Origin of the sequence: Caulobacter sp. Root1455, from assembly GCF_001426905.1 — a bacterium.
Taxonomy (GTDB): domain Bacteria; phylum Pseudomonadota; class Alphaproteobacteria; order Caulobacterales; family Caulobacteraceae; genus Caulobacter.
Window position 1 is genome coordinate 22,883 of the sequence record NZ_LMFQ01000005.1, and the last position, 21,839, is coordinate 44,721.

Here is a 21,839-nt window from a genome sequence, read left to right on the forward strand (position 1 = left end):
GACAGCGCTGACGCTTAATTGGCACATACCTGTTGAGTTTGGGGCACAGTCCCCCTTAGACTTGGTCAATGGCGTCCGTTCCATCCGTATTGGAGCTTGAGGGACCGCCGACCCGGTTCAGCCGGGCCTGGTGGCGAGAGCTGTTGCGGTCCCGCTTCACGCTCGGCGGAGCCTATGGCGTGGCGATCGCCCTGACCGCGACGGCCGTGGGCCTGGCGTCGTCGCCGCCGGCCACCGGACCGATCGGACCGGCCACCACGGTCATCCTCGCCGTTCTCGGCTTCAACCTCGCCTTGATCCTCTGCGTGGCCGGCATCGTCGGTTGGCGGCTGCTGGATCTGGTCGACGCCCGGGCCAGCGACGCCGGCGCGCGCCTGCACCTGCGCTTCGTGGGCCTGTTCTCGGTGGCCGCCGTGGCCCCGGCGGTGATCGTCGCCCTGTTCTTCGGCGTGCTGGTCAACCGCGGCGTCGACGCCTGGTTCAGCGAACGCGTGCGCACCGTCGTCGAAAATTCGGCCACCGTCGCGCGGTCCTATGTCACCGAGCAGACCGAATATATCAGCCAGCACGTCGGGCCGATGGCGGGCACCCTGAACCAGGCCGCCCCGACCCTGGTCGATTCGCCCGTCGCCTTCGGCCACTACATGAAGGAGCACATGGAGGAGAACGGCTTCTCGGCCGCCTATGTGCTGGACCGCGACGGCCGCATCCTGGCGCGGGCGGAGAGCGACACGGCGCCGCCGTTCCTGGCCCCGCCGCCTTCCAGCTTCCGCCGCACCGACAGCGGCGACATCACCTCGCAGCGCTTTGTCGAGGAGGACCTGTTCCGCGCCCTCTACCGCCTGAGGGCCTTCCCCGACGCCTACCTCTACGTCGCCCGTCCGATCGACAAGGGCATCCTGGCCCACCTGATCGAGTCCGAGGAATCGCTGATCTCGTATCGCGAGGCGGCCAAGAACCAGGACCGGATCCAGGTGATCTTCGGCCTCAGCTACATCGAGACCGCCCTGCTGGTGCTGGTCGCCGCCGTCTGGGTCGGCATCGCCGCCGCCAACTCGATCGCCGCCCCGGTTTCCGGCCTGGTGCAGGCGGCCGGACGGGTGTCGGCCGGCGATCTGGACGCCCGGGTGGACGTCGAGATCGGCCCGGAGGAAATCCGCGCCCTGTCGATCGCCTTCAACATGATGACCACCGACCTACAGGCCCAGCAAGCCGCCCTGCGGGTGGCCAGCCTGGACGCCGAGTCGCGCCGCCAGTTCATCGAGACCGTGCTGTCGGGCGTCAGCGCCGGCGTCATCGGCCTGGACGCAGACGGGCGGATCACCGCCCTGAATCGCCGGGCCGGCGACCTGCTGGCCCTGACGGACGACGCCGTGGGCCAGCCGCTGGTCGAGCTGGCCCCGGAACTCGAGACCGTGATCCAGGAGATCAGCGGCGGCAAGCCGACCGCCGAGGTCGAGATCGACGTGATCCGCGGCGGCGAGACCCGGCGGCTGCGCTTCCGCGGGGCCGGCCACGCGGTCGGGACCCTGGTCCTGACCTTCGACGACATCACCCGCCTGGTGGCCGCCCAGCGCAACGCCGCCTGGAAGGACGTCGCCCGGCGGATCGCCCACGAGATCAAGAACCCGCTGACCCCGATCCAGCTGTCGGCCGAACGGATCCGCCGCAAGTACCGCAAGGACATCACCAGCGACCTGGACACCTTCGATCGGTGCACCGAGACCATCATCCGCCAGGTCGGCGACATCGGCCGGATGGTCGACGAGTTCTCGTCGTTCGCCCGGATGCCCGCACCGCGCTTCGCCCCCGCCGACTTGGCCGAAATGCTGCGCCAGGCGGTGTTCGCCCAGCGGTTCGTCGACACCGAGACCGAGGTGGCGCTGGAGGAGCCGGGCGAGGACGTCTGGATCAGCTGCGACGCGCGGATGGTCGGCCAGGCCCTGACCAACATTCTCAAGAACGCCGGCGAGGCGGTCGGCGCGCGCCGACAAGCCACGCCGGAGCCGCCGGGCCGCATCGTCGCCAGCCTGGTCTCGGACGACGAGCACCTGTGCATCGTCGTCGAGGACAACGGCGTGGGCCTGCCGGCTCGGGACCGTGACCGGCTGACCGAACCCTATGTCACGACCCGCGAGAAGGGCACCGGCCTCGGGCTGGCGATCGTCAAACGGATCATGGAGGACCACGAAGGCGAACTGGTCCTGACCGACGCGCTGAACGGAACCGGCGCCCGGGTCATCCTGAAGTTCCCCACGACCGCGCGGCTCGCCGCCGCCAACGCCCAGAGCGGCGTAGAGGAGATGATATGAGCGCTGACGTGCTTGTGGTCGACGACGAGGTCGACATCCGCGAACTGGTCGCCGGCATCCTGGAGGATGAAGGCTACGCCGTGCGGGTGGCGGCCGACTCCGACCAGGCGCTGGCCGCCCTGCGGGCCCGAAAGCCCGCGCTGCTGGTGCTGGACATCTGGATGCAGGGCGGGGGCATGGACGGGCTGGAACTGCTCGACATGGTCAAGGCGCTCGACCCCGACCTGCCGGTGATCATGATCTCGGGCCACGGCAACATCGAGACCGCCGTCAGCGCCATCAAGCGCGGGGCCTACGAGTTCCTGGAAAAGCCGTTCAAGTCCGACCGCCTGCTGCTGGTGGTCGAGCGGGCCCTGGAAGCGGCCAACCTCAAGCGCGAGAACCGCCGCCTGCGGGTGCAGAGCTTCAGCTCCGACGGCCTGATGGGCAAGTCGGCCGCGGCCCAGGCCCTGCGCCAGCTGATCGCCAAGGTCGCGCCGGCCAACAGCCGGGTGCTGGTCTCGGGTCCGCCCGGTTCGGGCAAGGAGCTGGTGGCCCGACTGATCCACGGCTCCAGCAGCCGCTCGCGCAACGAGTTCGTGGCGGTCAGCGCCGCGGGCATGGCCCCCGAACGCCTGGATGTCGAACTGTTCGGCGAGGAGGGCGAGAACGGCCGTCCGCGCAAGATCGGGGTGTTCGAACGCGCCCATGGCGGCACCCTCTATCTCGACGAGGTGGCCGACATGCCGCGCGAGACCCAGAGCCGCATCCTGCGGGTCCTGGTCGAGCAGCGCTTCCGCCGGGTGGGCGGCGACAACGACGTCCAGGTCGACGTGCGGGTGATCTCGTCGACCTCGCGCGAGCTGCGCGAGGAGATCGCCGCCGGCCGCTTCCGCGAGGACCTGTTCCACCGCCTGAACGTCGTGCCGGTGCGGGTGCCGGGGCTGTCGGAGCGCCGCGAGGACATCCCCGAACTGATTGGCTACTTCGTCGACCGCGTCTGCGAGGCCACCGGCCTGCAGCGGCGGCGGCTGGGCGAGGACGCCCTGGCCACGCTGCAGGTGCAGGCCTGGCCGGGCAATGTCCGCCAGTTGCGCAACAACGTCGAGCGCATGCTGATCCTGGCTTCCGGCGAGCCGGGCGACCTGATCACCGCCGAGATGCTGAACGCCAACGAACAGCCCTCCGGCGGCAACGCCGGGGCGATCGGGGCCGAGCGGATCATCGCCCTGCCGCTGCGCGAGGCCCGCGAACTGTTCGAGCGGGAATATCTGAACGCCCAGATCCTGCGCTTCGGCGGCAACATCTCGCGCACCGCCAACTTCATCGGCATGGAGCGCTCGGCCCTGCACCGGAAACTCAAATCCCTGGGCGTCGCGGGTGCACGAGTCGAAGAGGAAGAGTAACTAGCTCCGCTCTTCGTCCAGCCACGCTTGAAGGAACAGTAGATGTCGCGTTTCGCCTATGTGAACGGTCGGTTCGTGCGCCATGGCGAGGCCGCGGTGCATATCGAGGATCGCGGCTATCAACTGGCCGACGGCGTCTACGAGGTCTGGGCGGTGTTCGACGGCAAGCTGGCCGACGCGGCAGGCCACTTCACGCGGCTGTGGCGCAGCCTGGACGAGCTGCGCATCGCCCATCCGATGAGCGAGAAGGCCCTGACCGTGGTGCTGCGCGAGACCATCCGCCGCAACAAGGTGCGCGAGGGCATGGTCTATCTGCAGGTCACCCGCGGCGTCGCCCCGCGTGACCATGCCTTCCCCAATCCGGCCGTGCCGCCGGCCATCGTCGCCACCGCCAAGCGCGTCGACCGGGTGGCCGCCGAGGCCAAGGCCGCCAAGGGCCAGTCGGTGATCACCGTGCCGGAGAACCGCTGGGGGCGCTGTGACATCAAATCGATCGGCCTGCTGCCCAACGGCCTGGCCAAGCAGGCCGCCCGCGAGCGCGGCGCGGTCGAGGCCTGGTTCGTCGACGAGCTGGGCCTGGTCACCGAAGGCGCCTCGTCCAACGCCTGGATCGTCGACGCCGAGGGCCGGCTGCGCACCCGTGACACCCAGGCCAACATCCTGCGCGGCATCACCCGCTCCAGCCTGCTGGAGGTGATCGCCGAGGCCGGCCTGCCGATCGCCGAGCAACCGTTCACGGTGGAGGAGGCCAAGGCCGCCCGCGAGGCCTTCATCACCGGCGCCGGAACCCTGGTGCTGCCGATCGTCAGCGTCGACGGCGCGCAAATCGGCGACGGAAAGCCCGGACCGGTGGCGACGCGGCTTCGGCGTCTCTATATCGAGCGCGCCAAGGCCGCCGCGATCTAGATCGATAGTCTAGGTTTAGGGGCGTTAGCGCACTTTCTTCGCGGATTGGTCATACCAACCGGCGAAAAATGCTTTAGTCTGAACTTGTTTGTGTGGGGGGCGTGTGGCCCTCCAAAACAATAAGAGGGGAATCCCCATGTCGACCGAAAAAAAACAGAACCTTCAGGACACTTTCCTGAACAGCGTGCGCAAGTCGAAGACGCCGCTGACCATCTTCCTGGTGAACGGCGTGAAGCTGCAGGGCGTTGTCAGCTGGTTCGACAATTTCTGCGTTCTGCTCCGCCGCGACGGCCAGTCCCAGCTGGTCTACAAGCACGCCATTTCGACGATCATGCCGGCCCAGCCCGTGCAGCTGTACGAGCCGAGCGCTGATCAAGACGATTGATTCCTGACGTTTGACCAAATCCACTTCGAAATCCATCGACCACGCGGCGCCGATCTTCAGGGCGTTCGTGATCCATCCCGTGCGCCCGACGCGCGGCCAGTCGGCCCTCGAGGCGCGTGATCCCAATGTGCGCCTCGAGGAAGCTGTCGGTCTGGCGATCGCGCTGGACCTCGACGTCGTCGAGACCACCATCGCGCCGCTGCGCCTGGTCACGCCGGCCACGCTGTTCGGCAAGGGCAAGATCGAGGAGTTCGCCGCCGTCTGCGAGGTCGAGAAGATCGACGTGGCGGTGTTCGACGACCAGCTGACCCCGGTCCAGCAGCGCAATCTGGAAAAGGCCCTGAACGTGAAGGTCATCGACCGCACGGGCCTGATCCTGGAGATCTTCGCCCGGCGGGCCCGCACCCGCGAGGGCAAGCTGCAGGTCGAGCTGGCGCGGCTGGACTACGAGCGCTCGCGCCTGGTCCGCACCTGGACCCACCTTGAGCGCCAGCGCGGCGGCACGGGCAACACCGGCGGTCCCGGCGAAACCCAGATCGAACTGGACCGCCGCCTGATCGCCGGCACGATCGGCAAGCTCAAGCGCGAGCTGGACGAGGTGCGGCGCACCCGCACCCTGCACCGCAGCGCCCGCAAGAAGGTCCCGTACCCGACCGTGGCCCTGGTGGGCTACACCAACGCCGGCAAGTCGACGCTGTTCAACCGCCTGACCAACGCCAGCGTCGTGGCCCAGGACATGCTGTTCGCGACCCTGGATCCGACCTTGCGCACCGTGAAGCTGCCCGACGGCCGGCCGGCGATCCTGTCCGACACCGTCGGCTTCATCTCCGACCTGCCGCACGAGCTGGTCGAGGCCTTCCGCGCCACCCTCGAGGAGGTGCAGGAGGCCGACGTGGTGCTGCACGTGCGCGACGTGGCCAATCCGGACACCGACGCCCAGGCCCGCGACGTCCAGAAGGTGCTGACCGAGCTGAAGGTCCTGGGCGACGACGGCGACGAGACCGAGGGCAAGACCCTGATCGAGGTCTGGAACAAGATCGACCTGGTCGACGGCGAGGCCCGCGAAATCCTCGAGGGCCAGGCCCGCCGACTGGGCGCGTCTCCCGTCTCGGCCGTCACCGGCGAGGGCTGCGCCGAGCTGCTCAAGCGGGTCGGAACCCTGATCGACGACACGCCGCCGGTCGCCGTGCGCCTGGCGGCCAAGGACGGCGAGGCCCTGGCCTGGATCTACCGCAACGGCCGCGTGGAAAGCCGCGAGGACGAGAGCGAGGGCGGCGTGCGCCTGATCGCCCGTCTCGACGCCCAGGCCCTGGGCCGGTTCGAGCGGCAGTTCCCCGACGTTTGGGTCATGGCGACCGGCGACTGATCGTTCCCGGCTTGCCGCGCTCGCCTCCTGGGTGAACACTCCGAATCCGCATTCGGAGCGCGAACATGGCCAACGATCCCTGGGACGGCGTGACGGTGCCGGCGGCCGCGACGGTCGTCGTCAAACGGGTGGAGGGCTTCTTCGCCCAGCCCTATGACGACAACGGCGCGCTGCCGGGCGGCACCTGGACGATCGGCTACGGCACGATCCGCGACGCGGCCGGCAAGCCGGTCACGCCCAGCACGCCGGCCGTCACCGAGGCCCAGGCCGTCAAGCTGCTGGTGCGCGACATGAAGCGCGCGGCCCAGGACGTCCACACCCGCGTGCGGACCCCGCTGCTGGTCCACGAGGCCGCCGCCCTGATCTCGTGGACCTACAATCTCGGCGACGGGGCGCTGCGGACCTCGACCCTGCTGCGCAAGCTGAACGCCGGCGAGAAGACCGCCGTGCCCGCCGAGATGCGCAAATGGATCAACCAGAACGGCAAGCCGCTGGTCGGCCTGCTGCGCCGTCGCTGGGCCGAGGCGGCGATCTTCGTGGGCAAGGACCCGGTCAACGCCTGCGTGCGGGCCTGGCGCGAGATCGACGACCTGACCGACTGGCCGGCGTTCTAGCTATTTGGCGACCTTCTCCGCCGCCTTGGCCGCGTTCCACAGACCGTCCATCTCGGCCAGGTCGGACTGGTCCGGCGTGCGGCCGTCCTTGGCCAGCTGCGCCTCGATGAACGCGAAGCGCCGCACGAACTTGGCGTTCGTGGCCCGCAGGGCGTCCTCGGGTTCGACGTCCAGCTTGCGGGCCAGGTTGGCGACCACGAACAGCAGGTCGCCCAACTCCTCGCGGGCCTTGGCCTTGTCGCCCGCGGCGATCTCGACCTTCAGCTCGGCGACCTCCTCGGCCAGCTTGTCCAGCACCTCGTCGGTCGAGGGCCAGTCGAAGCCGACCCGGGCGGCGCGCTTGGTCAGCTTGACGGCGCGGGTCATGGCCGGGAGGCCGGCGGGCACGTCGTCGAGGACGCCGCCCTTGGCCTTGGCCTTGCGCTCCTGGGCCTTCAGCGCCTCCCAGCCGGCGGTCTGGGCGTCCTGGTTCTCGTAGGCATGGTCGCCGAACACGTGGGGGTGGCGGCGGACCATCTTGTCGTTGATCGCCGAAGCCACGCCGGCCAGGTCGAACGCGCCTTGCTCCTGGGCCATCCGCGCGTGGAACACCACCTGCAGCAGCAGGTCGCCCAGTTCCTCCTTCAGGTCCGAAAGATCCCCCCGCTCGATGGCGTCGGCGACCTCGTAGGCCTCCTCGACCGTGTAGGGCGCGACGGTGGCGAAGGTCTGCTCCAGATCCCACGGACAGCCGCCGTCGGGATCGCGCAGCTTGGCCATGATGTCGATCAGGGTGAAGAGCGGATGCTGGTCCTTCTCCCGAGGATCATTCAGCGGCTGGCTTTGGGGCGACGAGGGGAGAGACATGCGGTTCCGGGCTCGGACTGGGGAGGGGCTCGGCCGCGTCCCGCGCGTCGAGCTGACGGCGGATCTCGGCATGGGCGGTCGCGTCCAGCGGATAGCGCAGGATGACGGCGCACACCAGCAGGCCCAGCACCGCCGGCGCCGCGGCGTAGAGGACGATCAGGGCCGTGTCGCCCTGGGCGCTGGGAACCTTGGGGTCGAAGCCCAGCTGAGCCAGCACCAGGAACACGCCGACCGCCAGGGCGTAGCCCAGCTTCACCGTGCCGTTGACGATGGCGTAGAGCAGGCCGGTGCGGTCCACGCCGCTGGCCAGCCGCTCCTCGTCGCCGAGGTCGGCCATCATCGAACGCACCAGCAGCGGGGCGGCGGAATAGGGCAGGCCGGCCAGCACCAGGATCACCATGCCCAGCAGCATCGGGGGGCTGAACGGCGACCCGCCGTCGTATCTGGGCGTGAACACCGTCACCACCTGGACGAAGGCGTAGATCAGGGCGGCGATGGCCAGGGCCTTGTGCTTGCCGATCTTCTTGGCCAGGGCCGGCCAGATCGGCGATCCGCCCAGGGCGGCGACGAAATAGATCAGCAGCAGGATGCCGGCCGAGGCCTTGTCGAAGCCCTTGATGCGCTCGAAGAAGAAGAAGAAGAGGGCGCCGGTGATGCCCGGCGCCAGGCCCATCAGCAGGTCGGCGAACAGGAGGGTCCGCACCGACGGGCGCTTGAGCAGGTCGACATATTGCCGGAGGCCGGCCTCGTGCTTGACCGGCGGGACATTGGTTTCACCCACGACCTTCATGGCCAGCAGGAAGGTCAGCGGCAACAGGGCGATGATGAACCAGCCCATGGCCTGGACGCCGGCCGCGTGGTTGCCCCTGTAGATCATGGCCAGGATCGGCGGCAGCAGCAGGACCAGGATCATCCCGACCACGTTGCCCGCGCTCCACCAGCCGTAGACGCGCGAGCGCTGCTGGTAGTCGAGCGACAACACCGCGCCCCAGGCGGTGTGGGACAGCACCGCCATCGAATAGCCGACGTAGCAGACGACCAGCCAGCCCCAGAGGTAGAGCGGCCCGACCCCAGGCTTGGCCATGAACAGGAAATAGGCCGCCAGCATCAGCACGGGCGCGGCCGCGGCCAGCCACGGCCGGAACCGGCCGATGCCCGTGCGCGTGCGGTCCATCATGCCGCCGAGAATCGGATCCAGGATGATGTCGGCGACCCGCACCAACAGGAATGCCGAGCCGACGACCGAAAGCGAAAGGCCAAGCTCGCTGACATAGTATTCCGGCAGATAGACCACCAGCGGCAAGCCCAGGGCGGCCAAGGGCAGGCTGGGCGCGGCGAAGGCCGCCAGGGTCCAGGATGAGCGCCGTCCGGTCATGCGTTCCTCGCCGAGAGCGGGCTGCCCCCGCGTTTATGAACGGCGATCAGACGCCGTGTCGGGACGGCTGGCAAGAGGTCTGCGAAACGCGCGTTTCAGCGCTTCTCGTCAAATTGGTCCCTGGCCAGCCGAACGGCCAGCCGGTCGAAGGCGGCTTCGGCGTCGTGCCAGGTCGAGCTGTAGGGCGCCCAGCGGATGTCGGTTTCGTACCAGCTGTAGGCGATCGGCGTGCGGTTGCCGGCCGGATCGAGATAGTCGCCGCTGATCCGCGCGCCGCCGATGCCGAAGCTGCTCATCGACAGCCCCTGGGTGGTCATCAGTTGCTGAGGGGTGGGCCGGTTGGGCCGGGCGTCGTCGATGACCAGGGTCAGAACCCCGCCGTCCGGGCTCGGCGAAATCCGCTTTTCGACGGTCCGGCGCAGTTCGGCGGTCAGGATGTCGAGGTCGCGCTGGCCGATCTCGTCGACCTGGTCGGCCAGGGCCGGGCCGATGGAGACCTTGACCGTCGAAACGGCCGGGGCGGCGAGGGCGGGCTGGGCCGCGGCCAGCAGCAGCAGGGCGGAGGCGAGGGCGGCGCGCATGACAGGCTCCCGGATCAGGCTTCGCTCGAAATGTGGAGGCCCCGCGGACGCGGCGCCAGGCTGAACACCAGCCAACCCAGCAGGGCCGACAGCAGCGAGCCGGCCAGCACGCCGATCTTGGTCTCGTCCTGCAGAATGGGCGCGTTGAAGGCCAGGTTGTTGATGAACAGACTCATGGTGAAGCCGATGCCGCACAGGGCCGAGACGCCGAACAGCTGGGTCCAGGAGGCGCCGCTGGGCCGCTGCGCCCAGCCCAGCCTGATCGCCGCCAGGCAGAACAGGCCCACCCCGATCGGCTTGCCCAGGAACAGGCCCAGGGACGCGCCCAGGGTGGCGGGCGCCGTCAGCTCGGCCAGGCCCACCTGGCCCAGGGCGACGCCGGCGTTGGCGAACCCGAACACCGGCACCACCAGATAACCCACCCACCGCGCCAGGCCGTGCTCCAGCCGGTGCAGCGGCGAATCCTCGTCGTCGGGCCGGGCGGGCGACTTGGTGATCGGAATGGTCATGGCCAGGATCACCCCGGCCAGGGTGGCGTGCAGTCCTGACTTGAGGAAGAAGACCCAAAGTGCCGCGCCGACAATAAGATAGGGCCACAGGCTCATCACCTTCAGGCGGTTCATCGTCACCAGCACGACCAAGGTCGCGGCCGCGCCGCCCAGGGCCCAGAGGGTCAGATGATCGGTGTAGAACACCGCGATGATCAGGATCGCGCCCAGGTCGTCGATGATCGCCAGGGCGGCCAGGAAGATCTTCAGCGAGGCCGGCGCCCGCGATCCCAACAGCGACAGCACCCCCAGGGCGAAGGCGATGTCGGTGGCGGCCGGAATGGCCCAGCCGCGCAGGTTTGCCGGAGTGTGCAGATTGACCGCCACATAGATCAGGGCCGGGACGATCATCCCGCCCAAGGCCGCGACGCCCGGCAGCACGCGCCGCGGCCAGCTGGACAGCTCGCCGTCGACGGTCTCGCGCTTGATCTCCAGCCCGACCAGCAGGAAGAACACCGCCATCAGCCCGTCATTGACCCAATGGGCCACGCTGAGGCCGCCGACCTGGACGTGCAAGGCGTGGAAATAGCCCTCGGCCAGGGGCGAATTGGCGACGATCAGCGCCAGGGCGGCCGAGCCCATCAGCAGCAGCCCGCCGGCGGACTCGCTTTGGAGGAAGGCGCGCAGGGCGGAGATCTCACGGGGATGGGCGGTCGTCATGCGGCGAGGTCCTCGCGGGAATCGTGAGGATCACCTTGCCGCGCGACAGAGGGGGCGCGCCACCGAAACCGGCGGCTCGTCGGTCGTTAGAGCCCCGCGATCCGCGCAACGGCCTCGATGTCGAGCGACCGCTCGAGCATCGCCGCGATCTCGTCCAGGGCCGCGTCGACCCTGGACGCGTGGTCGCGGGGCGTGATCGCCAGGCCCAGCGGCGCCAGCAGGGCCGCGCGGGCCTCGCCGCGCTCGAACAGGCCGTGGACATAGGCGCCCGCGACCCGGCCGTCGGTCGAGACCGCGCCGTCCGCGGCGCCGCCGTCGAGGGCCAGCAGCGGGGTCGCCGTTGCGGGACCGGTCGTGCGGCCGACGTGCATCTCGTAGCCGGAGAAAGGCGCGTCGCCGTCCAGCAGCCGTCCCGACACGGCCCGCAGCACCTTGCCGCCCAGCAGAACGGTGTCGACGTCCAGCAGGCCCAGGCCGGCGGAGTGGCCCGGCGCGCCCTCGATCCCCTCGGGGTCCGACACCGTCCGCCCCAGCATCTGGTAGCCGCCGCAGACGCCCAGCACCCGCCCGCCGCGCCGGACATGGGCCAGGATGTCGATGTCCCAGCCCTGGGCGCGCAGAAAAGCCAGGTCCGCCAGGGTCGCCTTGGTGCCCGGCAGGATCACCAGATCGGCGTCGCCGGGCACGGGCGTTCCCGGCGGCAGGAAGGCGAAGTCGATGTCCGGGTCGGCCCGCAGCGGGTCGAACTCGTCGAAATTGGCGATCCGCGACAGCATCGGCACGACGATCCGCACGCGTCGGTCGCCGTGCGCGCGGACCGGTCGCTCCAGCGCCACGGCGTCCTCGGCGGGCAGGGCGCGAGCGGCCGCCAGCCACGGCGCCATGCCCAGGTCCGGCCAGCCCGTGCGGGCGACGATCTCAAGGCGGCCTTCATCGAACAGCGAAGGGTCGCCGCGGAACTTGTTGATGATGAAGCCCTTGATGCGGTCGCGATCCGCGGCGTCGAGCACCAGATGCGCCCCGGCCAGGGCGGCGATCACGTGACCCCGATCGATGTCGCCGACCAGGGCGACCGGCACGTCGGCGGCGTGGGCGAAACCCATGTTGGCGATGTCGCCCTTGCGCAGGTTGGTCTCGGCCGGGCTGCCCGCGCCCTCGACCAGCACCAGATCGGCTTCGGCGGCCAGCAGGCGATAGCTCTCGACCGTGGTGGCCAGCAGGTCCGGCTTCAGCCCCTGGAAGGCGCGGGCCTGGTAGGCGCCGACCACCTTGCCCCGCACCACCACCTGGGCCCCGACGTCGCTCTGGGGCTTCAACAGCACCGGGTTCATGTGGACGGTCGGCGGCGTGCGGCAGGCCAGAGCCTGCAGGGCCTGGGCCCGGCCGATCTCGCCCCCGTCGGCGGTCACCGCGGCGTTGTTGGACATGTTCTGCGGCTTGAACGGCCGCACGATCAGGCCGCGATTGGCGAACAGCCGGCACAGCCCCGCCACCAGGGTCGACTTGCCCACGTCCGAACCGCAGCCCTGGATCATCAACGCGGCCATGCGGTCCCCTCGTTTCGAGATGACGGGCCTAGAGACCGCTCGACCGTCCGTCAATCGCGGGCCGCGCGCTCGATCTCGTCATGGGCGTGAGGCTTGGAGTGGCCGCCGGTCCGCAGGTAGCGCCGGTCGATGTCGGCCAGGATCGCCTCGGCCTTGTCGCCGGCCTGCAGGCAGATCAGGGCGTCGAGCTTGGCCTCGGAGCGGTCGTCGTTCTCCTTGGACGCGGGCGAGCCGACATAGAGGAAATAGGCCAGCCCCACGACCTGCCAGATCAGTTGCAGGAACTCCGACTGCCAGTTCTCGAAGGTGTCGCGGCCCATCTCGACCAAATAGGGCGTCAGGTGCGGCGCCTGGTGCAGGCCCTGCTGTTCGTCGACGAAGGCGAACCAGCCGAACACCCAGTGTCCGACGATCGAGACCAGGAAGAAGACGGCCGTCAGCCAGCCGTAGGCATAGCGTTTCATGGGCATCCATCCCGAGTTGGCGTATGCGAGCGCAACGAGGATCGGACGGGCGAGTTCCGGCGCTGGCGCAAGGCCCGGGAGCGCTCTATATCCCCGGTCACATGACCATCGATCACGACTCCCGCCTCCGGCGGCTGAAGTTCCGGGCCTGGCATCGCGGATTTCGGGAAGCGGACCTCATTCTGGGGCCGTTCGCGGACACCCATGGCCCCAACCTGACCCCCGAGCAGCTCGACACCTTTGAAACGCTGATGGAGGAGTCGGATCGCGAGATCTACGCCTGGATCGTCGGCCAGGAGCCGACGCCGGCCAAGTTCGACACCGATGTCCTGAACCTGATCAAGACCTTCCGCTACGAAGCTCATGCTTCGCGGCCGATCGGGGACGGCATGTAGCGGGGCCGCCCGGACCGTTTTCGGGCAACAGCATCAGCACCGGCGGCGTTGTCGCTGGCTCAACCATCGAAGAGTTGCATGGCCTACGACGCCAAACAGATCGCCAAGGCTTCCGGCAGCCTGACCCTGGCCGGGGCCCCGGAAGGCTTCGACGCGCTGGTCATGGCCGACATCGCCCGCTCGCGCGGCGGGCTGACCGCCTTCGTGGCCCGCGACACCGCCCGGGCCAGCGCCTTCATCGACGCCCTGAAGTTCTTCGCCCCCGAGATCGAGGCGGTGCTGTTCCCGTCGTGGGACTGCCTGCCTTACGACCGCATCGGCCCCTCGGCCGGGGTGGCCGCCGTCCGCATGGCCACCCTGCACCGCCTGGCCGAGGGGCTGGGCAAGGACAAGCCGGCGATGCTGGTCACCGCCGCGCCGGCCCTGCTGCAGCGGGTGCCGGAAAAGTCGGTCCTGCTGCGCGCCAGCTATTCGGCCAAGGTCGGCGCCGTCGTCGACGTGAAGGATCTGGAACGCTATTTCGCCATCAACGGCTACAGCCGCGCCTCGACGGTGTCCGAGCGCGGCGAGTTCGCCATCCGCGGCGGCGTGATCGACGTCTATCCGCCGGCCGCCGAGGAGCCGGTGCGCCTGGACCTGTTCGGCGACACCCTGGAAAGCATCCGCGCCTTCGATCCGGAGACCCAGCGCTCGACCCGGCAGCTTCGCGAGATCCAGCTGCTGCCGGTCAGCGAGGCCCTGCTCGACAAGGAAGGCGTCTCGCGGTTCCGCAACGGCTATATCCGCGCGTTCGGCGCGCCGGGCGATGATCCGCTGTACGCCACGATCAGCGAGGGCGGCCGCCGCGCGGGCCTGGAGCACTGGCTGCCGCTGTTCTACGAGCGGATGGCGACCCTGTTCGACTATCTGCCGGACGGCGCCTTGGTCGGCATCGACCACCAGGTCACCGAGAGCCGCGACGAACGCCTGGCGATGATCGCCGACGCCTATGACGCCCGCGCCTCGGCCGACCGCAAGTCGGCCTACCGCCCGCTGGCGCCCGACGCCCTATACCTGACCGCCAAGGAGTGGGACGCGGCCGTCGCGGACCGTCCCAACCGCAAGTTCACCCCTTTCCAGCCGCAAGGCCTGGACGTCGTCGATATGGGCGCCAAGCTCGGGCGCACCTTCGCCGCCGAGCGCGCCCAGGACAGCGTCAACCTGTTCCAGGCGACGGCCGATCACGCCACATCGTTGGCGGGGCAGGGCAAGCGCGTGCTGTTCGCCTCGTGGTCCGAGGGCTCGTCCGAGCGCCTGGGGACCATGCTGGCCGATCACGGCCTGAAGAAGATCCCCTACGCCGCCTACTGGCAGGCGGCCAAGGCTAATGACCCGAAGACCCCGCAGCGCGTGGTCCTGCCGCTGGACAACGGCTTCGAGACCGACAGCCTGGCGGTGATCTCCGAGACCGACATCCTGGGCGACCGCCTGGCCCGGCCGCGCAAGAAGCGCCGGGCCGCCAACTTCCTGGCCGAGGCCAGCGCCCTGACGCCGGGCGACCTGGTCGTGCACATCGATCACGGCATCGGCCGCTACGAGGGCCTGAAGACCCTGGACGTCCAGGGCGCGCCGCACGACTGCCTGGACCTGCTGTACGGCGGCGAGGCCAAGCTGTACTTGCCCGTCGAGAACATCGACCTGCTGACCCGCTACGGGACCGACGCCGAGAACGTCCAGTTGGACAAGCTGGGCGGCGCGGCCTGGCAGGGGCGCAAGGCGAAGGCCAAGGAGCGCCTGCGGGTCATGGCCGAGGGCCTGATCCAGATCGCCGCCGCCCGCCAGCTGAAGTCGGTGGAGGAGACCGATCCGCCGCACGGCGTGTTCGACGAGTTCTGCGCCCGCTTCCCCTACGAGGAGACCGACGACCAGTTGTCGGCCATCCACGACGTGCTGGAGGACCTGTCGTCCGGCAAGCCGATGGACCGGCTGATCTGCGGCGACGTCGGCTTCGGCAAGACGGAAGTCGCCCTGCGCGCGGCCTTCGTGGTGGCCATGAGCGGCAAGCAGGTGGCCATCGTCTGCCCGACCACCCTGCTGGCCCGTCAGCACTACAAGACCTTCAAGGACCGCTTCCAGGGCTGGCCGGTCAAGGTCACCCGCCTGTCGCGCCTGGTCACCGGCAAGGAGGCGTCGGAAACCCGCGAGGGCCTGGCCAACGGCCAGTTCGAGATCGTGGTCGGCACCCACGCCATCCTGTCCAAGCAGGTGTCGTTCAAGGACCTGGGCCTGGTGATCGTCGACGAGGAGCAGCACTTCGGGGTCAAGCACAAGGAGAAGCTGAAGGAGCTTCGCGCCGACGTGCACATGCTGACCCTGACCGCCACGCCGATCCCGCGCACCCTGCAGATGGCGCTGTCGGGCATCCGGGAGATGTCGATCATCGCCACCCCGCCGGTCGACCGTCTGGCGGTGCGCACCTATATCAGCCCGTTCGACCCGGTCACCCTGCGCGAGGCCCTGCTGCGCGAGAAGTACCGCGGCGGCCAGGCCTATTACGTTGTGCCCCGCATCAAGGACCTGGAGGACATCGAGAAGTTCCTCCGCGTCCAGGTGCCGGAGATCAAGTACGTGGTCGGCCACGGTCAGATGGCCCCGACCCAGCTGGAAGACGTGATGACGGCCTTCTACGAGGGCCAGTACGACGTGCTCCTCGCCACGACGATCGTCGAGAGCGGGCTCGACATCCCCTCGGCCAACACCCTGATCGTCCACCGCGCCGACATGTTCGGCCTGGCCCAGCTCTACCAGATCCGGGGCCGGGTGGGCCGTTCCAAGGCCCGGGCCTACGCCTACCTGACCACGCCGAACGAGAAGCAGATCACCCTGTCGGCCGAGAAGCGCCTGAAGGTGCTGCAGTCGCTGGACAGCCTGGGCGCCGGCTTCCAGCTGGCCAGCCACGACCTGGACCAGCGCGGCGGCGGCAACCTGCTGGGCGACGAGCAGAGCGGCCACATCAAGGAGATCGGGGTCGAGCTCTACCAGCAGATGCTGGAGGACGCCGTGGCCGAGCTGCGCGAGCGCCAGGGGGCCGAGGCCCTGCTGGAGGACCGGGGCTGGTCGCCGCAGATCAACACCGGCGCGGCCGTGATGATCCCCGACGACTATGTGCCCGACCTCAATGTGCGCCTGTCGCTCTATCGCCGCCTGTCGGAAGCCGAGAAGGCCGCCGACCGCGAGGCCCTGGCCGCCGAGATGATCGACCGCTTCGGCCCGCTGCCGCCCGAGACCGACAGCCTGCTCAAGGTCGTGGCCATCAAGGGCCTGTGCCGCGAGGCCAATGTCGCCAAGATCGACGTCGGCCCCAAGGGCGCGGTCGCCAGCTTCCGCAACGACATCTACGCCGAGCCGCTGGCCCTGATGCAGTTCGTGGCCAAGAACAACGTCGTCTGGAAGGTGCGTCCCGACCAGAAGGTGGTGATCAAGGGCGAGTGGGACACCCCGGCCCAGCGGCTGGACGCGGCGGAGAAGATCCTGACCCAGCTGGTCAAGCTGGCGAAGGTCTAGTCGGCGTAGAGCACCGCCAGTTCGGTCGCCGTCTGGCGCAGGCGCTCGCGCAGCGCCGGCGGCTCCAGCACCTGGGCCTCGACGCCCAGGCGCAGGAAGTCGGCGGCGGCGTGGTCGATGGACTCGATGGGCACGACGACCTCGCAGGTCTCGCCGTCCAGCGTCGCCAGGGTCTCGGCCGCGATCCGGGCCTGGGTCGCGCCCAGATAGGACAGGCGCTTGAGCCCCGCGCGGGTCAGGCGCAGGCGGGCATCTCCCGTGAAGATCTCGGCCTCGAAACGCTGGGTCGAGGCGGTCCAGAAGGCTTCGAGATCGAAGTCGGCCGGGCGCTCGAAGACCTCGTCGCCCACGGTCAAGGCCTGGATATTGGAGACGCGGTAGACGCGCGGCTCCGCGCTTCCCGCCAGCGCCGCCAGGTACCAGGTCCCGCCCTTGAGGATCAGGCCCAGCGGCGACAGCGATCGCTCGACCACGCCTTTCCAGCTGTCGTAGCGCACCGCGATCCGCCGGCAGGTCCAGACCGCCTGGGCCAGGGCCGGCAGCCGGGCGGCTTCCTCGGCGTCGCGATACCAGCCGACGGGGTCCAGGTGGAAGCGGCTGGAGATCCGTTCGGCGGCGGCCTGGCGCTCGGCCGGCAGGGCGGCCAGCAGCTTCAGCTGGGTGTTGGCCATCACCTCGCTCAGGCCCAGCTGGGCGGCGGGACCCGCCAGGCCGCCCAGGAACAGGGTCTCGGCCTCCGCGTCGGTCAGACCGGTCAGGCGGGTGCGATAGCCGTCCAGCAGGGCGAAGCCGCCGCCGGGACCGCGATCGGCATAGACCGGCGCGCCGGACAGGCTCAGCGCGTCGATGTCGCGATAGATGGTGCGCACCGAGACCTCGAACTCGGCCGCCAGCACCTCGGCGGTGAGGCGCCCCCGGGTCTGCAGCAGCATCAGGATCGAGAGCAGGCGGCTTGAGCGCATGTTTTCGATCCTAGCCGAAAATACCTGACAATAGATGTCAGGTAGGCGCGCCTACACCCCTTTCATCGCACCCGACGAAAGGCCCAGCATGACCGCCTCCGACGACACGCCCGCCGGCGCCCACGCCTTCGATTTCCTGCACGGCCGCTGGCGCATCGTCCATCGTCGGCTGAAGCAGCGCCATGTCGGCGCCCAGGACTGGGACGTGTTCGGCGCCGCCGCGACCTGCGAACCGCGCCTGGGCGGCCTGGTCAATGTCGAGGAGATCGCCATGCCCGAGCGCGGCTTCTCCGGCGTCTCCCTGCGCAGCTTCGACCTGGCGACCGGCCTGTGGTCGATCTGGTGGATCAGCAGCCTGGAGGGCCGGCTGCGGCCGCCGGTGACCGGCGGATTCAAGGACGGCGTGGGCTTGTTCGAGGGCGACGACCTCGACGGCGACCGGGCGGTCCGCGCCCGCTACGTCTGGTCCGACATCACCCCGCGCTCGGCCCGCTGGACCCAGAGCTTCTCGCTGGACGGCGGCGCGACCTGGGAGGCCAACTGGATCATGGACTTCACGCGTTCGGAGGACGCGGCATGAGCCTGAGCCAGGCCGTGATCGAGCTGCGCCAGTACCGGATGAAACCGGGGCGACGCGACGACCTGATCGCGCTGTTCGAGCGCGCCTTCGTCGAGAGCCAGGAGGCCGAGGGCATGAGCCTGATCGGCCAGTTCCGCGATCTCGACGCGCCCGGTCATTTCGTCTGGATGCGCGGCTTCGACGACATGGCGGCCCGCAGGGCGGCGCTGGAGGCCTTCTACGGCGGCCCGGTCTGGCGGGCTCATCGCGAGGCCGCCAACGCCACGCTCGCCGACAATGATGACGTCCTGCTGCTGAAGCCGCCCGTGACCGCCGCGCGCTTCGACCTGCCGCCGCGCGGGCCGGCGGGAGCGGACCCGGGCCCCGCGTCCCTGATCGGCGTGACGATCCAGGCCCTGGACGGCCCGCCGGGACCGGACTTCGCCGAACGGTTCGAGGCGGAGGTCCGTCCGGCCCTCGAGGCTGCCGGGGCGTCCGTCGCCGGTTGGATGCTCACCGAGGCGGCCGAGAACACCTTTCCCCGCCTGCCGGTGCGGGAAGGCGAGACCGTGCTGGTCTGGGTCGGCCGCTTCGCCGACGCCGCGGCCCATGCCGATCATCTGGCCCGCGCGGAAAAGGCGGGTCTGGGCGACGGTTTCGGCGTGGTGTCCAAGCGGGGCGTGATCCAGCGGCTGCGCCTGGCGCCGACGGTCCGTTCGCGGCTCAGATGACCGGGTCCGGATCCCGCCAGCCGTCGGCCCGCTGATTTGCCAGAGTCTGGGAAACCTCGAGAGGAGATTTCCATGGCCACGATCACCAAGTCCGTCGATGTCGCGCGCGCGCCAGGCCAGGTCTGGGACGCGGTGCGCGACTGGGGTCACGTCCATCAGCGCCTGTGTCCCGGCGTGCTGACCGACTGTCAGGTGGAGGGGGAGGCCCGGATCGTCACCTTCGCCGCCGGCCTGGTCGCTCGCGAGCTGATCGTCGCGGTCGACGAAGAGACCCGCCGCCTGGTCTGGTCGGTGGTCGGCAGCCCGCTGCTGACCCACCACAACGGCGCCATGCAGGTGCTCAAGGAAGGCGAGGGCAGCCGCATCGTCTGGATCGCCGACCTGCTGCCGCATGACGCGGCCGAGCGGGTCGCCGGCTTCATGGACCTGGGTTGCGCGGCGATGAAGACGACGCTGGAGGGATGAGACGAGGTCCTCCCCCGTTAGGGGAGGGTTTGGTTTCAGGCCGCCTGTTCAAGCGCCTTGTCTATGGCCTGGGCGATGTTCTCCGGGCTCTCGGCGCCGACGACCGCCAGCTTGCCGCCGAAGATCGCGAACGGCACGCCGGTGATCCCGCCCTGGACGGCCATGGCGTGCTCGCGGGCGACGGTGTCCTTGTCCGCGCCCTCGGAAAGCAGGCGCAGGATCACCACCGGATCCATGCCCGCCGCCTCGCCGATCTGCGCCAGCACCACGGGGTCGCCGATGTCGCGACCTTGCGTGAAATAGGCCGCGAACAGCGCCTCGACGACAGCGTCCTGCTTGCCCGCCCCATGCGCCCAGCGGATCAGGCGATGGGCGGCGCTGGTGTTGGGCGACAGTTCGATGGCGTCGAAATCGAAGACGATGCCTTCCTCGGTCCCAGCCTCGACCAAGGCCGTGTGCACCGCCTTCAGCTTCAGGGCGTCCTTGAACTTGCCGGCCATATAGGCTTTGCGATCAACGCCTTGCTCGGGAAGGCTCGGGTCCAGCTGATAGGGCCGCCAGACGATCAGCGGCTCGACGTCGGGCCGCAGGGCCACGGCCGACTTCACCCGCCGCCAGCCCAGATAGCACCAGGGACAGACGACGTCGGCGACGAGGTCGATCAGCAGCGGCTGGCCCATGGCGCGGTCCTTCAAGAGAGAGCGAACGCCCCAGCACCTAGGGACGTCCTCGTCCTTCGACAAGCTCGGGATGAGGACGATTGCCGGCGCGCCGCCTTGAAAATCCTCATCCCGAGCTTGTCGAAGGACTAGGATTTCGTGCGTCGGGCTCTAAGCGGAGTGACGCTGCAGGGCCTGGGCGGCGGCGCGTTCCAGGGCGTGGACGGCGCTCTCGCCGGCCTCGATCTGGGCCACGCCGATGTCGAACTCGCAGACGAACGGCGGGCGGTCGTCGCCGGCGTCGAAGGCCGTGCAGCCGATCACCGCGGCGATCCGCTCGGCGGCCGCGCGGCCGGCGGCGTTGTTGGTGGCGGGCAGGGCCAGGGCGAAGACCTCCGGCGCCAGGCGCGCGGCGGTGTCCTCGACCCGCACCAGCCGTCCGACCATCGAGCCGATCTGCGGGATGGCGCGGTCCAGCCAGCCGTTCTTGCGGGCCCAGACGGTGTCGGGCTTGTCGGCCACCCGCAGCACGCAGATCGACAGCGGTCGCGCGCGCTCGCGCGCGGCCCCGGCCAGGCGGACCAGGTGGGCGGCGAACAGGTCGCGGGTGAACAGGCCGGTGGCGGCGTCCATCAGGCCCGAGCTGCGGGCCTTCTCCAGCGCGCCGCGAATGGCTTCGCCGCGGCGATAGTTGCGGGCCAGCTCGATGACCCGCTTGGCGGTCTCGATCTCGGCCGTCTCGGGCGAGGCGACGTCGGACACGCCCCGATGGAAGGCCTCCGACATGGTCACATGGCTCTCGGCCTTCAGATACAGCAGGGCCGGAATGTGGAAGAGGCGGGTGTTGCGGCGCATGCCGGCCGCGATCGACAAGGCTTCCTGCTGATTGTCGCCGGCCCACAGCACCACGGCGTCGAAAGCCCGCTCGTGCAGATAGTCGAAGGCCGTATAGGCGGTGAAGGCGCCGACCACGTCGGCCCCGCTGCGGCTCAGGGCGTTGGACAGGGCCAGGAACTGCGGGGCCGGCTCGCCGATCGCCAGGATGCGGAACGGTTCAGCCTGGGGCTCGGGCAGGTCCAGCCGCCGGCCGCGATCGCCGAACGTGGCCAGGCGGAGCTCGAACTCCTCCTCGGCGATGGCGGTGCGGACCAGGGATTCCAGGCGCAGCACGGCCTGGCTGGGATGCAGGGGCGGCGACAGCGTCAGGTCGAAGGCCTGAAGGTGGCCCTCCGTCCCGGGTTCGCCGATGGCGATGACGGGCAGGCGGCGCGGGGCCACCGCCGCCTTCAGGCGGCGCGACAGGGAATGGGCGTCGGGACCGGCGCTCTCCAGGTCGACGATCACCGCCTCGATGTTCAGGTCGCCCAGGGCGGCGAGGGCGGCGTAGGGGCCACGCGCGGTGATGGTCCGCCAGCCGAGCTTGTCGAGCCCTTCGGACAGCGGCCCCGCGCGGGAATCGTCGCGCGCCACGATCAGGATTCGGGCGTTCACCGCCAACTCAAGCCTCCGCCCCGGATACCGGTATCGCTCGACGAC

20 protein-coding genes and 1 pseudogene are annotated in these 21,839 nt (G+C 69.6%); 11 read left to right on the forward strand and 10 right to left on the reverse strand.

Annotation, left to right across the window (positions count from 1 at the left end):
• Nucleotides 1–68 precede the first annotated feature (68 nt).
• The 6 genes from ASD21_RS04515 to ASD21_RS04540 all read left to right on the forward strand — a co-directional run bounded on the left by ASD21_RS04515 (nt 69) and on the right by ASD21_RS04540 (nt 6,968).
• Nucleotides 69–2,312, forward strand: coding sequence for a sensor histidine kinase NtrY-like (locus tag ASD21_RS04515; protein WP_056437395.1), 2,244 nt, complete (start codon nt 69–71; stop codon nt 2,310–2,312).
• Entirely contained in the window at nt 2,309–3,697 is a 1,389-nt protein-coding gene (gene ntrX / locus ASD21_RS04520) for a nitrogen assimilation response regulator NtrX (protein ID WP_056437398.1), read from the forward strand. Before ASD21_RS04515 ends, ntrX begins: the two co-directional genes overlap by 4 nt.
• A 42-nt stretch (nt 3,698–3,739) precedes the next feature.
• Entirely contained in the window at nt 3,740–4,603 is an 864-nt protein-coding gene (locus ASD21_RS04525) for a D-amino-acid transaminase (protein WP_056437401.1), read from the forward strand.
• A 136-nt stretch (nt 4,604–4,739) separates the two neighbouring features.
• Complete coding sequence (hfq, locus tag ASD21_RS04530; RefSeq protein ID WP_012286640.1) at nt 4,740–4,988, forward strand: RNA chaperone Hfq; 249 nt, start codon at nt 4,740–4,742, stop codon at nt 4,986–4,988.
• Nucleotides 4,989–4,998: 10 nt separating this feature from the next.
• Nucleotides 4,999–6,354 carry a GTPase HflX gene (hflX, locus tag ASD21_RS04535; RefSeq protein WP_056437404.1) on the forward strand — a complete coding sequence of 452 codons (1,356 nt, stop codon included), beginning with the start codon at nt 4,999–5,001 and terminating at the stop codon, nt 6,352–6,354.
• Between the two features lie 65 nt (nt 6,355–6,419).
• The gene (locus ASD21_RS04540; protein ID WP_056437407.1) at nt 6,420–6,968 is read left to right on the forward strand and encodes a lysozyme; all 549 of its coding nucleotides are present in this window, start codon (nt 6,420–6,422) and stop codon (nt 6,966–6,968) included.
• Here the strand turns inward: ASD21_RS04540 and mazG are convergent, their stop codons facing one another.
• The 6 genes from mazG to ASD21_RS04570 form a co-directional block, all read right to left on the reverse strand.
• The gene (mazG, locus tag ASD21_RS04545; RefSeq protein ID WP_082554632.1) at nt 6,969–7,814 is read right to left on the reverse strand and encodes a nucleoside triphosphate pyrophosphohydrolase; all 846 of its coding nucleotides are present in this window, start codon (nt 7,812–7,814) and stop codon (nt 6,969–6,971) included.
• On the reverse strand, nt 7,774–9,189 hold the full coding sequence (locus ASD21_RS04550) for an MFS transporter (protein ID WP_056437410.1): 1,416 nt from the start codon (nt 9,187–9,189) through the stop codon (nt 7,774–7,776). The genes mazG and ASD21_RS04550 overlap by 41 nt, the downstream gene beginning before the upstream one ends.
• A gap of 95 nt (nt 9,190–9,284) precedes the next feature.
• A complete protein-coding gene (locus tag ASD21_RS04555; RefSeq protein ID WP_056437413.1) occupies nt 9,285–9,770 on the reverse strand; it encodes a hypothetical protein in 486 nt (161 codons plus the stop codon).
• A 14-nt stretch (nt 9,771–9,784) separates the two neighbouring features.
• Nucleotides 9,785–10,978: a Na+/H+ antiporter NhaA gene (nhaA, locus tag ASD21_RS04560; protein ID WP_056437416.1), complete on the reverse strand. Its 1,194-nt coding sequence runs from the start codon at nt 10,976–10,978 to the stop codon at nt 9,785–9,787.
• Between the two features lie 86 nt (nt 10,979–11,064).
• On the reverse strand, nt 11,065–12,525 hold the full coding sequence (locus ASD21_RS04565) for a cobyric acid synthase (protein WP_056437418.1): 1,461 nt from the start codon (nt 12,523–12,525) through the stop codon (nt 11,065–11,067).
• A gap of 50 nt (nt 12,526–12,575) precedes the next feature.
• Nucleotides 12,576–12,989, reverse strand: coding sequence for a DUF6766 family protein (locus ASD21_RS04570; RefSeq protein ID WP_056437420.1), 414 nt, complete (start codon nt 12,987–12,989; stop codon nt 12,576–12,578).
• 101 nt (nt 12,990–13,090) lie between these two features.
• On the opposite strand from ASD21_RS04570, the gene ASD21_RS04575 reads away from it, so the two are divergent.
• Together ASD21_RS04575 and mfd are read left to right on the forward strand one after the other, a co-directional pair.
• Nucleotides 13,091–13,384, forward strand: a complete 294-nt coding sequence (locus ASD21_RS04575) for an FAD assembly factor SdhE (protein ID WP_082554633.1) — start codon at nt 13,091–13,093, stop codon at nt 13,382–13,384.
• Nucleotides 13,385–13,462: 78 nt separating this feature from the next.
• The gene (gene mfd / locus ASD21_RS04580) at nt 13,463–16,927 is read left to right on the forward strand and encodes a transcription-repair coupling factor (RefSeq protein ID WP_056437423.1); all 3,465 of its coding nucleotides are present in this window, start codon (nt 13,463–13,465) and stop codon (nt 16,925–16,927) included.
• Here the strand turns inward: mfd and ASD21_RS04585 are convergent.
• Nucleotides 16,924–17,889, reverse strand: coding sequence for a helix-turn-helix transcriptional regulator (locus tag ASD21_RS04585; protein WP_056437426.1), 966 nt, complete (start codon nt 17,887–17,889; stop codon nt 16,924–16,926). The genes mfd and ASD21_RS04585 overlap by 4 nt on opposite strands.
• An 88-nt stretch (nt 17,890–17,977) precedes the next feature.
• On the opposite strand from ASD21_RS04585, the gene ASD21_RS04590 reads away from it, so the two are divergent.
• The 3 genes from ASD21_RS04590 to ASD21_RS04600 all read left to right on the forward strand — a co-directional run bounded on the left by ASD21_RS04590 (nt 17,978) and on the right by ASD21_RS04600 (nt 19,644).
• Entirely contained in the window at nt 17,978–18,469 is a 492-nt protein-coding gene (locus tag ASD21_RS04590; RefSeq protein ID WP_056437429.1) for a hypothetical protein, read from the forward strand.
• Nucleotides 18,466–19,179, forward strand: a complete 714-nt coding sequence (locus ASD21_RS04595) for an NIPSNAP family protein (protein WP_056437432.1) — start codon at nt 18,466–18,468, stop codon at nt 19,177–19,179. The genes ASD21_RS04590 and ASD21_RS04595 overlap by 4 nt, the downstream gene beginning before the upstream one ends.
• 72 nt (nt 19,180–19,251) lie before the next feature.
• Entirely contained in the window at nt 19,252–19,644 is a 393-nt protein-coding gene (locus ASD21_RS04600; protein WP_056437435.1) for an SRPBCC family protein, read from the forward strand.
• Nucleotides 19,645–19,679: 35 nt separating this feature from the next.
• On the opposite strand, the gene ASD21_RS04605 is transcribed toward ASD21_RS04600, so the two are convergent.
• The 3 genes and pseudogenes from ASD21_RS04605 to ASD21_RS04610 form a co-directional block, all read right to left on the reverse strand.
• Nucleotides 19,680–20,324, reverse strand: coding sequence for a DsbA family oxidoreductase (locus tag ASD21_RS04605; RefSeq protein ID WP_056437590.1), 645 nt, complete (start codon nt 20,322–20,324; stop codon nt 19,680–19,682).
• 43 nt (nt 20,325–20,367) lie between these two features.
• A pseudogene (locus tag ASD21_RS25185) lies at nt 20,368–20,459 on the reverse strand (hypothetical protein); the annotation flags it as partial.
• A 15-nt stretch (nt 20,460–20,474) separates the two neighbouring features.
• Complete coding sequence (locus ASD21_RS04610; protein WP_056437438.1) at nt 20,475–21,800, reverse strand: diguanylate cyclase domain-containing protein; 1,326 nt, start codon at nt 21,798–21,800, stop codon at nt 20,475–20,477.
• Between the last annotated feature and the right edge of the window lie 39 nt (nt 21,801–21,839).